The organism is uncultured Gordonia sp., assembly GCF_937858515.1.
GTDB lineage: Bacteria > Actinomycetota > Actinomycetes > Mycobacteriales > Mycobacteriaceae > Gordonia.
The window spans coordinates 19,580-30,904 of sequence record NZ_CALLZT010000091.1 but is presented as its reverse complement, the minus strand read 5'-3'; the positions used below and the strand labels follow the sequence as shown (position 1 = coordinate 30,904).

General features: G+C 64.7%; 16 protein-coding genes. 4 read left to right on the top strand and 12 right to left on the bottom strand.

The genetic code is table 11. The annotated features are described in order from the left end of the window. Window positions 1-34: 34 nt before the first annotated feature. Genes Q0627_RS08200 through Q0627_RS08190 form a run of 3 tightly spaced genes read right to left on the bottom strand, consistent with a single transcriptional unit; the run spans window position 35 to window position 1,881 of the window. Window positions 35-316 carry an acylphosphatase gene (locus Q0627_RS08200; RefSeq protein ID WP_291014145.1) on the bottom strand — a complete coding sequence of 94 codons (282 nt, stop codon included), beginning with the start codon at window positions 314-316 and terminating at the stop codon, window positions 35-37. Between the two features lie 34 nt (window positions 317-350). Next, entirely contained in the window at window positions 351-776 is a 426-nt protein-coding gene (locus tag Q0627_RS08195; protein WP_291014147.1) for an OsmC family protein, read from the bottom strand. Beyond that, window positions 763-1,881 (bottom strand): putative zinc-binding metallopeptidase, encoded by a 1,119-nt coding sequence (locus Q0627_RS08190; RefSeq protein WP_298808945.1) that lies wholly within the window; start codon window positions 1,879-1,881, stop codon window positions 763-765. Before Q0627_RS08190 ends, Q0627_RS08195 begins: the two co-directional genes overlap by 14 nt. Window positions 1,882-2,047: 166 nt before the next feature. On the opposite strand from Q0627_RS08190, the gene Q0627_RS08185 reads away from it, so the two are divergent. Continuing rightward, window positions 2,048-2,401: a hypothetical protein gene (locus Q0627_RS08185; protein ID WP_291020414.1), complete on the top strand. Its 354-nt coding sequence runs from the start codon at window positions 2,048-2,050 to the stop codon at window positions 2,399-2,401. A gap of 119 nt (window positions 2,402-2,520) precedes the next feature. Then, window positions 2,521-2,745 carry a hypothetical protein gene (locus Q0627_RS08180; RefSeq protein WP_291020412.1) on the top strand — a complete coding sequence of 75 codons (225 nt, stop codon included), beginning with the start codon at window positions 2,521-2,523 and terminating at the stop codon, window positions 2,743-2,745. Window positions 2,746-2,769: 24 nt separating this feature from the next. On the opposite strand, the gene Q0627_RS08175 is transcribed toward Q0627_RS08180, so the two are convergent. The 4 genes from Q0627_RS08175 to Q0627_RS08160 form a co-directional block, all read right to left on the bottom strand. Next, on the bottom strand, window positions 2,770-4,020 hold the full coding sequence (locus Q0627_RS08175; protein WP_291020410.1) for a VWA domain-containing protein: 1,251 nt from the start codon (window positions 4,018-4,020) through the stop codon (window positions 2,770-2,772). A gap of 180 nt (window positions 4,021-4,200) precedes the next feature. Beyond that, on the bottom strand, window positions 4,201-4,863 hold the full coding sequence (locus Q0627_RS08170; protein WP_298808942.1) for a dihydrofolate reductase family protein: 663 nt from the start codon (window positions 4,861-4,863) through the stop codon (window positions 4,201-4,203). Further along, entirely contained in the window at window positions 4,860-5,339 is a 480-nt protein-coding gene (locus Q0627_RS08165) for an SRPBCC family protein (protein ID WP_298808940.1), read from the bottom strand. The genes Q0627_RS08170 and Q0627_RS08165 overlap by 4 nt, the downstream gene beginning before the upstream one ends. Then, window positions 5,332-5,685 carry a helix-turn-helix transcriptional regulator gene (locus Q0627_RS08160; protein WP_291020601.1) on the bottom strand — a complete coding sequence of 118 codons (354 nt, stop codon included), beginning with the start codon at window positions 5,683-5,685 and terminating at the stop codon, window positions 5,332-5,334. The genes Q0627_RS08165 and Q0627_RS08160 overlap by 8 nt, the downstream gene beginning before the upstream one ends. A gap of 103 nt (window positions 5,686-5,788) precedes the next feature. Here Q0627_RS08160 and Q0627_RS08155 point away from each other — a divergent pair, with 103 nt between their 5' ends. Both Q0627_RS08155 and Q0627_RS08150 read left to right on the top strand, forming a co-directional pair. Beyond that, window positions 5,789-6,556: a MerR family transcriptional regulator gene (locus tag Q0627_RS08155; protein ID WP_291020598.1), complete on the top strand. Its 768-nt coding sequence runs from the start codon at window positions 5,789-5,791 to the stop codon at window positions 6,554-6,556. Then, window positions 6,553-7,413, top strand: coding sequence for a hypothetical protein (locus Q0627_RS08150; protein ID WP_291020596.1), 861 nt, complete (start codon window positions 6,553-6,555; stop codon window positions 7,411-7,413). Before Q0627_RS08155 ends, Q0627_RS08150 begins: the two co-directional genes overlap by 4 nt. A gap of 16 nt (window positions 7,414-7,429) precedes the next feature. Here Q0627_RS08150 and mutM read toward each other — a convergent pair whose 3' ends face one another. The 5 genes from mutM to coaD all read right to left on the bottom strand — a co-directional run bounded on the left by mutM (window position 7,430) and on the right by coaD (window position 11,315). Further along, window positions 7,430-8,338, bottom strand: a complete 909-nt coding sequence (gene mutM / locus Q0627_RS08145; protein WP_291020594.1) for a bifunctional DNA-formamidopyrimidine glycosylase/DNA-(apurinic or apyrimidinic site) lyase — start codon at window positions 8,336-8,338, stop codon at window positions 7,430-7,432. Further along, entirely contained in the window at window positions 8,331-9,134 is an 804-nt protein-coding gene (rnc, locus tag Q0627_RS08140; protein WP_291020592.1) for a ribonuclease III, read from the bottom strand. Before rnc ends, mutM begins: the two co-directional genes overlap by 8 nt. After that, complete coding sequence (locus tag Q0627_RS08135) at window positions 9,131-9,748, bottom strand: DUF177 domain-containing protein (protein ID WP_291020590.1); 618 nt, start codon at window positions 9,746-9,748, stop codon at window positions 9,131-9,133. The genes rnc and Q0627_RS08135 overlap by 4 nt, the downstream gene beginning before the upstream one ends. A gap of 132 nt (window positions 9,749-9,880) precedes the next feature. Continuing rightward, window positions 9,881-10,690, bottom strand: a complete 810-nt coding sequence (locus Q0627_RS08130) for a DivIVA domain-containing protein (RefSeq protein ID WP_291020588.1) — start codon at window positions 10,688-10,690, stop codon at window positions 9,881-9,883. Window positions 10,691-10,826: 136 nt separating this feature from the next. Beyond that, a complete protein-coding gene (coaD, locus tag Q0627_RS08125; RefSeq protein ID WP_291020586.1) occupies window positions 10,827-11,315 on the bottom strand; it encodes a pantetheine-phosphate adenylyltransferase in 489 nt (162 codons plus the stop codon). Between the last annotated feature and the right edge of the window lie 10 nt (window positions 11,316-11,325).

Genomic DNA, 11,325 nt, shown 5'->3' with positions numbered 1-11,325 from the left:
AGGTCACACCACTGTGAGGAAGGTCCCGCCCCAGTCACCTCTCGTGAAAGCCCTGGAGGTCTCGCCGGGCCACGGAGAAATCGTCGACGACCAGCGTCACCTGTCCGGGTGTGTTGCCGTTGCGCAGCCAGTCGACCAGTTGGTCGAGGTCGGCGCGTGGCCCTTCAGCGACCACCAGCACCCGGCCGTCGGCCTGATTGGCCGCATATCCGACCAGGCCCAGTTCGAGGGCACGCGACCGCGTCCACCACCGGAAGCCCACGCCCTGAACATGTCCGTGCACCCAGGCGGTCAGCCGCTGCTGTGTTGCGCTCATCACTCAAAACTAGCCGGTGTGAGCGGATTCACTCTTAGTCGGTCTCGATCTCCAGCTTGACCTCGGCACCGGCCTTGATGGTCCGCCCGACGGTGCACACAGCTTCGACGGCCCGCTCCACCACCACGAGCAACCGTTGCGCGGCCTCGGGGTCGAGTTCGGACAGGTCCACCTGCAGGATCTCCGACAGGACCGGGTACACCTCGTTCTCCCGGTCCGCGGGCCCGCTGACCCGGATCGTAGCGTCATAGTCGTCGCCGAGCCGACGCGAAAGCGGCTTGTCCGACGACATACCGGTGCACGCGCCGAGCGCGATCTTCAGCAGTTCCCCGGGCGTGAACACCCCCTCGACGTCCTCGGACCCGATCAGCACCTGGGCCCCACGCGAGCTGTGCCCGGTGTAGCGGCGGGTTCCGGTGCGCTGCACCCAGAGTTCGGTCGGGGTCTCAGTGGTGCTCATAGGTGTGGTCGGCCCTTTCGTGTGTGGAACACAAGTCGAATTTCGCGGTCCCCCGGATCACCTTGTGCACGAAACCGAGTTTCGCGACCACCGGTTCCGGTATGTCGAACGGATACAGTAGCTGTCCTCCCATTGCTGCATTGACCCGATTGAACATGGCGGACAACCATTTCCAGTCGTAGAGCAGCCGTTCGATCGGTTCGTCGGCGTAGCTCTCCAACGGCACGATGGCGCGGTCCATCGAGAAGCGCACCAGATCTTTGTCCAGCATCAACCCCGATTCCCGTGCGGTGTCGATGGTTCCTGTGATGTGGAGGTAGTGGGCGAAGCACTCGGCGAAGTCCTCCCACGGGTGCATCGTCGCATATTCGGAGATGAACGACTCATGCCAGTTCTCCGGCGCGCCGAACTTGTAGTGGCGATTGATCGCGTCCTGGTAGCTCGCTCGCTCGTCACCGAAGATCTCGCGGCACTCGTCGAGATACCGGGCGGCGCCCTCGCCGTTTTCGATCAGCACGTTCTGGTAGTAGTGGCCCACTTCATGTCGGAAATGCCCGAGCATCGTCCTATACGGTTCCCCGAGGCGCACTCGGAGGCGTTCCCGGTAGGCGTCCATCGTCTCGGCCAGGTCGATCGTCACCACGCCGTTGGCATGGCCGATCACCACCGGCTTTCCGGTGGTGATGCTCGACGTCAGATCAAACGCCAGCCCACCCTCGGTGCGCCAGAAAGGTTCGATCGGCAGTCCTAGCTCGGCGAGCTGATAAACCAACATCCGCAGGTTCACCGTGGCCGAGTGGAGCTTGTCGAGCGCGACCGTGTCGTCGGTGTCGGGATAAACCCGGATCAAGGAGCCCGCGAAGCACCGCCCACGAAGCCCCTCCTCACCCACACCGAGTTCGGCGGGCGTCACCCAGTTGCAGCCCATGTCATGCCAATTGGCACATCTCACCCACCGCCGACCGTCGATTTCAATGCCGTCGGGATGTGCCACGACCAGCGATCGGCTTGGGAGATGCACCCCGAGGCTCGCCCCGCACCGGGGACATTCCTGACTGACGAATCCTGACAATGCATTGCAGTTCGGGCAAGTCAGTGCGCGCATACGCTCAGCATAGGGTCGATCCGTTCAGCCCGGCACCTGGGCATGACGCGCGGCGGCGTAGACGATCCGCTCACCAGCGCGTCGTCCCCGTCCGCACAGTCAACGCGGGTGATCACGCGGCGCCGATCATGATCATCGGGCCGTTGCCCACCTGATCCGGTCAGTAGTGATAGCGCGACTGCAAGATGATCAGGTCGTCGCCGTCGACGAGGTAGACTATCAGCTTGCTGCGCAACTCATCACGGCAGCCCTCGACGGCGACGGCCCGCTCGAAGCACGGATGGCGGAGCTGTTTCCGTGGATGCTGGCACTCTCTCCGGACGGACGCGCAGCGTGCGCGCGCGCCCTTGTCGACGCCGCCCGGGCGTCGTTCTCCACCGGCCAGCCGCACCTGGCCGTCGCCGAGCTCACTTCCTGGAAAGAGACTGCTGCCGCGATCGCCGCAGGCCTCGGCTCGGAGCCGGTCGAATGGCTGGAGGCAGACGACGCCCTTACCGCCGGGCCAGTCGAGCGGCCCTGATCGTGGCAAGGGAAAGCCTGGTCCCGCGGCCCGCGAAAAGATCCTAGTACGAGATCCGATTCGCCACTGTCGGAGCACAAAAGGGCTGGCGCGATCTGGTGGCGACAGTTCGCAATCCCATGGCCGACACGTGGGACTTCTTGACCACAACGCCGCAGGTCCGCACGTCGACCAACTATCCGCTGCGCGACGAACTCAGCACGATCCGTCGTGGAGACAAAACGTACGAGCGCTGGCAGCACAAGCCGACCCTCAAAGGCACGGCACGGATCTGGTTCTACGTCGATGGCCAGACGGTATATCTCGAGCAGGTACACACGAGTCATCCGAATGAGACGAAGTGACCGAGCTAGAGGCGCCTGATCCGGTCAGCGCAACACCCGGGCATGACGAGCGGCGGTCAGCCAGTCCGGGAACTCCGAGAGCAGCAGGCGGTACAGCTGGTCGTCACTGATCCGGGACACGTCGTCGACGGCGAAGAAGCCTGCGTTGTCGACGACGCGACCGGAGAGTTCGTCCAGGGCGGTCAAGGCGCCGAAGTCGGCTTTCCCGATACCGATGAACTGCCAGAAGATCGGCAGCACCGCGGCCTCGGTGATCAGTTTCTGGATGGCCCGCCTGCCGCGGGCGAAGCCGCCATCGGTGAAGAACAGCACCAACACAGGGTCTTTCGAGTCGCGGCAGTCGGCGATCACCTGCGAAAGGATCGGCAGTTCCTCGTTGCGGCCGCCGAGCAGGTCGTAGTCGATGCCGCCGCGCACACCGCGCAGGTGGACGTAGTCGCGTACCCATTCCTCGGCGCGATCGACGGTGACATCGGGCAGTTTGGCGCACTGCACGGCGTACATGTATGCCTCCAGCGCGCCGTCGTCATCGAGTTGGGTGGCCACCGCGGTCATCCGTTCGACGAGTTCGCCGACGACGCCGTCGCGGTATAGCGCCGACATCGAGAAGGTCTTGTCGATGACCATGACCACACGAGCCCGCACGCCGGAAGTGACCTTCTTCTCCAGCAGCACCTGGTGTACCTGCTTCTTTCGCAGGTCAAGCTTGGCGCGTTTGGTCAGTGAGAGCTTCTCCTCGCCGGGCGCACTGCGGGGTCCGTCGTGGACGACCGGTACCAACGTGGGTTCGTCGTCGACCTGCACACCGTGGCTGCGCACGAGATCGGCGAAGCCGCCTTCCCAGCCGGCGCCGGTATTGCGGATCTTCCACTCGCCGCCACGCCGGTAGATCTCGATCAGCACCGCCGAGGTCTCCACGGACAGCCCTTCGCCAGGAGCGACGACCGTCCGATCATCTTGGGACAGCACAACTTCGACGCGAGCGTCGCCGAGCGTCAGATTCTCGGCCACGACTCCGATGTGCACCCGGCTCGCACCTGCGGGGAGCCGGGCCGGATCCACGACGACGGCACCCGAACCGTCGAGAATCACCGCACCGCTGGGATGTGCGGGCTGATTGAAGAACACGAAATCCGCATCGCAGCCGACCTTCTGGTCGTCCCCCAGGACGAAAGCCAGGACGTCGAGAGGCGCACCTGCCTTGACCTCGACGCGCAGCGGACGTGGCCCGGACAGCGCGGTGTTCTGACCGCGGGACAGAGTGAGATCAGACATGCGAAGTACTCCTCAAGCAAAGGCCGTACGCGGGATGGTAGCCGGTCCCGGCCCTGCGATTGTGGTCAGCGCCGGCTATCAGCTCGCACCCGATCGGTGAGATCGTCCGATATGTAGCGGTGCTCTGGCGAGCACAACACATCACCGAACCTATCGGGATGTGCAGCATGACCTTTCGAGCTATTGCGCGACGGAGGGTCGCGAGAACGACACGTGGACAACGCCGCTGGGCGAGGTCACCGTGTCGATGTCGAAACGGTCCTCAAGTCCTTCCAGTCCGTCCCAGAGCCGTTCGCCGCGACCGAGGAAGATGGGCACGACGGCGATGTGCATCTCGTCGACCAGATCGGCCCGAAGGAAGTCCCGGACGGTCGTGGTGCCGCCACCGATGCGGATGTCGAGGTCGCCGGCGAGCTCGCGGGCCCGGTCGAGAGCCTCGACGGGTGTCGCGTCGAGAAAGTGGAAGGTGGTCCCACCGTCGAGCTCCAGCGGTGGTCGAGGGTGGTGGGTGAGTACGACGACCGGCGTGTGAAACGGCGGGTTGTCACCCCACCAGCCGGTCCATTCATCGTCGGGCCACGGTCCGGGTTTCGGGGCGAACTTGTTGCGCCCCATGATCTCCGCGCCGATACCGGTGTTCCATCGGCTCGCGAACGCCTCATCGACGCCGGTGGTACCGGGCTGGTCGCCGTGCAGCCCCATCTCGGTGAAGGTGCGCGTCGGCAAGGCCCATTCCAGGAGCCTGGTGCCGGCGTGACCGAACGGCGATTGCCGGGTCTGGCCTTCGCCGACACCGAAGCCGTCGAGAGAGACGGAGAAATTGTGGACTCGAACTCGACTCATTGCGGCTCCTCCTGATGGTGAGTGCCGGCGACGATGTAGTTCGCCAGGCGGCCAAGCGTCTGCTGCCCGCCTTCGATCGCTCCGAACTTCTCGACGGCCTGGTCGCGGAGCGCCTTGGTGGGGAAGACATTTCGCAGCACAATCCGGGTGCGATCCCCGACCGGTTCGAAGGTGAAAGTGGACTCGAAAGCGTCCGGATCGTCCCGAAAACTGCCGTGATCCACCATGATTCGTTTCGGTGGGTCGATCTCGCGCCAGCGGATCCAGTTCGGGTAGTGGGTGCCGTCGGGTCCGTGCATCATGAAGTCCCACTCACCACCGACTCGGAAGTCGAATGATTTTGTGGTCGTGGTGAATCCGTCGGGCCCGAACCATCTCGACAGGTGCCGGACGTCGGTGAACGCCTCGAAGACGAGTGCGGGTGGGGCGTCGATCTCGTGGGTGACCACGATTTCCCGGTCTGCCGTGTCAGTCATCTGATTCTTTCGATTGTCGGGTCTGGTCCAGTTCCCGGACATAGTCGCCCAGCCTGTTGAAGCTCTCGTTCCAGAATTGTTCGAAGCCGCCCAGCCATTCCTTCACCGGCAGCAGCCCCGACGGATCCAGCTCGTACAGACGCTGTTTGCCGTCACTACGGACGTGGACGATGCGGACCTCGCGAAGGACCCGCAGATGCTTCGACGCCTGCGGCTGGGTCATCCCCAGTTCGTGCGCCAGCTCGCCCACCGCGCTTTCACCTCGCCGCAGACGGAGCAGGATCTCGCGGCGCTGCGGTTCGGCGATCGCATTGAACGCATCGGAGGTTGTCGCCGCTCGTGCCATCCACCCATCATATGCCTATATAGGAAACTGTCTAGTCCGTAGTTCCGGCGGCGGCCGGCGACAGCCTTGACATTGACGCGACGTCAAGGTTTCTACTGGCATCATGAGAATCGGTCAGGCCGCGGAGCTCGTCGGAGTGTCCACCAGAACGATCCGCCACTATCACCGTGTCGGAGTGCTGCCCGAACCCGAGCGCGACCCGAACGGGTATCGGCGGTACAGCCTCGAAGATGTGATCCGGCTGACCCGGGCACGGCGGCTGACCGACCTCGGCCTGAGCCTGGACGTCGTGGGCGAAGTGCTCGCCGCGTCCGGCTCCGCCGATCTGACCGAGATCCTCGATGAACTCGACGCGGACCTCGATCGCCAGGATGCGGCGATCGCCCGGCAACGGGCACGCCTGACGCAACTACGATTACGCCTCGACGAGCAAGGAGATCCCCTGCAATCGTCGGCCGCCGCTCAACTGGCAGAACTCCTCAAGGACACCGGCGTCGTCGGGCCGGCTGCGGACCTGGATGTTGACCTGATGTCTCTGCTTCCGGAAGAAGCCGCCGCGTACATCTTCCAGATCGACCAGACTCGGGGATTGACTCCCGAACGGCAGTCGCACCTGAAGGACGTGTACCGGCGCTTCGATTCAATCGCGGGACTTGACCCCGATGATCCACTCGTCGATGTACTGGCCGACGACATCGTCGCAGGCCTTCCCGACGAACTGAAACAGGAAGCGAGTCGGCCACTGCCGGCGGGAGTCGATGAGCTCTGGCAGATGTCGGCGCCGCCGCTCGGCGAGATGATCACCGAGCACCTAGCACCCGCACAGGTCGCGGTTGTGACTGCGATCATGTCCAGGCTGGTATCGTCGTGACCGCGGCGACGGTCGTGCGCAGGGTGCTGTTCACGCTCGCACCGATCGAAATCGGCCTGGCGGTGGCGATTTTCGCCGGAGCCACGATTCCGCCACCGTTGAGGATCGCCATCGCAGTATTGGTTCTGATCACCGTGCTCGTCGAGATCTCGATCCTCGCAGCGAAGATCCACGGTCTATGCAGAGGCGGCGCCGGCTTCCGGCGGGCCACAGTGCAAGCGGGTCGTGAGGTGATCGGGGAACGTCTGTGGGGACTCATTTCCACCGAGGTCGGCATGTTCGCGGCGCTGGGGCGACTCGTCGCCCGCAGGCCGAATGTGCCGGCGGGTGCGCAGGTGTTCACCAGTCACCGTGACCTCGCGCGGTTGATGTGGATCCTGGTACCGCTCACCGTCCTGGAGTCGGTGGTCGTGCATTTCCTGATCCGATTGCTCGTCCCCTGGCCGGCCGTCGGGATAGTGGTCCTGATCCTCACCGTCTACGGTCTGCTGTGGGTGCTCGGGTACGTCGCCGGGATCGCCATGAATCCCCACTGTCTCGATGACGGAACCTTCCTGGTGCGCAACGGGCCTCGGACCTGCGTATCGATTCCGTCGGAGGACATCGAACGGGTATCGCCGCATAACACGGAGGGATTGGGCTTGCGCCCTGCTTTCGATGACGGGTCACACACCCTGTCGGTGCCGCTGGTCGGCCGGACCAACGTAGCGGTGACACTCCGCAGACCGCTCCACACCCAGCCGCTCACCGAACACCGCGAGGTGCGAACGGTCCGGTTCTTCGTCGATGACCCCCGCGAGGTCGTGCGACACCTGCGCTCCGCGATCGACAATGTCGGCGAGTCGGCTCCTCGCTGATCATTACCCTCCACTGTCAGGCGGCGCCCCGGCGTGACGGTCGCTGGCACCGCGGGCAGAAGTGCGAGCCACGGTTCATGAACTGTTCCCGCACAATCGGAGTCCCGCACCTTGGACACGGCAGGCCAGTCCGGCCGTATGAACTCAGGCTTCGGTCGAAGTATCCGGATTGGCCGTTGACGTTGACGTAGAGCTCATCGAAGGAGGTTCCGCCGACGGCGATGGCCTCGCGCATCACGTCGGCGACGGCGTCGAGGAGTTCGGTGAGTTTGGGGCGACTGATGCGGTCGGTGACACGGGTGCCGTGTAGTCGCGCCCGCCACAGCGACTCGTCGGCGTAGATGTTGCCGACGCCGGAGATCACCGTCTGGTCGAGCAGGACCCGTTTGATCTCGGTGTGTTTGGCACGGATGCGGGTGATCACCTGCGCCTGGTCGTACGAGGGCTCGAACGGGTCGGGGGCGATGTGGGTGATCGTCTCGGGGACCCGCACGCCCGCTGCGTCGATGGCCCAGTCGTCGATGAACCAACCGCCGAAGGTTCGCTGGTCGACGAACCACAATTCGACCGGCCCGGAAGCATCGTCGGCACCCGGCGCCAGGTTCACGCGGATCCGCAGGTGGACCTCGTCGGGTGCGCCGGGCTCGGCGATCAGCAGTTGCCCACTCATCCCCAGATGGATCACCACCGCCCAGCCGTCGTCCGTCAGCTTTTCACCGCTACCGACGTTGAGCCACAAGTACTTGCCGCGACGACGGACATCGGTGATGGTAAGCCCACGCAACCGAGCGATCAGATCGACGGCGCCCCCGGCCTGACGGCGGACCGCCCGCGGATGTAAGACCTCGACGTGTTCGATCCGGCGACCGACGATATGCGCTGCAAGGCCGAGCCGGATGGTCTCGACCTCCGGCAGCTCAGGCACTCTCGGTCCCGAACTCCCCGCCGGGTTCACTGTTTGCGGTTTCGCCGCCTTCGGACTCGTGGTCTTCGGAACCTGCGCCGGAACGGTTGTTGAGCACGTCCCAGGCCAGGGCCGCGGCCTTCTGCTCGGCTTCCTTCTTGGACCGCCCCACACCCGAACCCAAATCCTCGCCCCCGACGACGGCAGTGGCGGTGAACTCCTTGTCGTGGTCGGGTCCGGTGGAGGTGATCTGATACTGCGGCGGACCCAGTTCGCGTTCGCTGGACAGTTCCTGCAGGGACGTCTTCCAGTCCAGGCCCGCGCCCAGCTTGCCGGCCTTGCCGATGACGTCGTCGAAGATGGCCAGGATGATGTCGCGGGAGATATCCAGGCCGTGGTCGAGAAACACTGCGCCGAACAGTGATTCGAGCCCGTCGGCGAGAATGCTCGCCTTGTCGCGGCCGCCGGTCATCTCCTCGCCCCGCCCGAGGTACAAATGCCTGCCCAGGCCGCCCTCGCCAAGGCCACGGGCGACTTCGGCGAGCGCATGCATGTTGACGACGCTGGCGCGGATCTTGGCGAGCTCGCCCTCGGGACGGTCGGGGTAACGCTTGTAGAGCCGCTCGGTCACCACCACACCGAGCACCGAGTCGCCCAGGAATTCCAGACGTTCATTGGTGGGCAGGCCACCGTGTTCATACGCGTAGGACCGGTGCGTCAGCGCGAGCGTGAGCAAGTCTGGTGAGATCGGCACGCCAAGTGCGTCCGTGAGATCGACAAAGGTGTTCGCACTGTTGTCCCCCGACGTCCGCGTCACTGTGTGCCGGCCCCCGTTCCGTTGGTTTGCGTTCCGTTGCCCTCGTCATCGGTGAGGGTGTCGAGTTTGGCGGCGAGACCGGCCCACCGCGGATCGATGATGTCGTGGCCGTGGTCGGGGTCGGCGATCGCCAGACGCACACCGCACTGCGGGCACAGGCCCGGGCAGTCATCGGAGCACAGCGGCGACATCGGCAACTCCATGGCCACCGCGTCGATGATCGACTGTTCGAGGTCGATCTGCTCGTCGACGATGCGGTGCACGTCCTCCTCGTCGGTGGTCTGCTCGGTCTCGCTGTTCGGGTAGGCGAACAGTTCGGTCAGGAACACGTGCACCGTGCCCTCGACCGGTTCCAGACATCGCGAACACTGGCCCGACGTCTCGCCGCACACGGTACCCGTGACCAACACACCCTCGGACACCGATTCCAGGCGTAGGTCGACGTCGACTTCTGAGCCCTCTTCGATACCGATCATCTCCACCCCGATGCGCGAGGGTGTGAGGATCGTGCGATGGACTTCGGCCATGGTGCCGGGGCGACGGCCGAGGCTGCGGATGTCCAGAACGAACGGTGCTGGGCTGGTCACGGATTGAGCTGACACGGTATGCACCATACGCCCGACCCGGGACCGGGGCCAGTGACCACACGGACTACCCGCGGGCCGCGCAACTACGCCCGGCCAGCGGTCGTCAAGACTATCCGGACTGCCGCAGACTCCGCGAAGCCATCGGCGGCCGGCACACGGCTATACGGCCAGCGGGGATGTCTCGCGGTCCCGGTGAGCACCCTGACGCTCCGCATGGTGGTCGACGCTGCGCGGATACTCGACGTAGTCGTGCATTCCGGCGCCGGTACGCAGCTGATGCCGCCCACGATTGACCGATCGCAGTGTGCCGGTGAGGACTTCCTCGAACTGCGCGAGCTTCTCATCGACATACACGTCGCAGTCGCCACGCAGGCGGTCGGCCTCGCCATGAGCCGCGTCGATGATCCGCTCGGCCTCGCTCTTGGCCGCCGCGACCACCTCCGCCTCGGACACCAGGCGCTGCTGTTCGGCGATGCCGTCGGCCACCGACTTGTCATAGGAATTGTTTGCGGCATCGATGGTGCGCTGAGCCTCGGTACGCGCCCGGCCGGTCACCGAGTCGTATTCGCGGGCCGCACTCGACCGGATGCGGTGCGCTTCCTCGGCCGACTCGTCGACGATGGACTTGCCGTGCGACTTGGCCTCGTCCACCATGCGATCGGCCTGCGCCTTCGCGTCGGCGAGGATGCGGTCGGCCTCGGCACGCGCGTTCTCCAGCGTCGATTCCGATTCGGAGTCCGCCTTGGCGATCACGGTGTCGGAATGCTCACGGGCGGTGCTGATCAGCTCGTCACGCTGATCGAGCACGTCCTGTGCGTCGTCGAGTTCGCCGGGGATGGCGTCCTTGAGATCGTCGAGCAGTTCGAGCACGTCTCCGCGAGGGACGACGCAACCGGAGGTCATCGGGACGCTTCGCGCTTCTTCGACGATGGCGATCAGCTCATCGAGTGCTTCAAATACCCGGTACACAGCTACCTCATTCCTGCGATGGTCTGTCGGGTCGGCTGGTCACACGGCCGACGAGACTGCTGTGACTATTGTGCCGAAAGATGACACGGTTGCCGGTAACGCCGCTGTGGCGTGTCGCGGACGCCGCGACGCCGACCTAGACTTTCCGCTGCCCTGTCACCGCCGCCATCAGCCTCTCATGGATATGCCCGGACAGGAACGGCGACACGTCGCCACCGAGCTTGGCCACCTCTTTCACCAGCGAGCTCGACACGTGAGCGTAGCGGGGATCGGTCAGCAGGAACACCGTCTCGACGTCGCTCAGTTCACGGTTCATCTGCGCCATCGGTACCTCGTAGTCGAAGTCGACACCCGACCGCAGCCCTTTGACGATGGTCGAGTAACTGTTCTCGGTCAGGTAGTCGACGAGCAGACCGGTCCAGCGGTCCACCCTCACGTTGGGCAGGTCGGCACAATCCTCCTCGATCAGCGCGATGCGTTCGTCGACACTGAACATCCCCGACTTGTTCGGGTTGACGACGACGGTCACCACCACCTCGTCGAAGCGGCCGGCGGCCCGCTCCACGACGTAGCGGTGGCCTCGTGTGAACGGATCGAACGAACCGGGGCAGACAGCGGTAGCCATGCCACAGCAA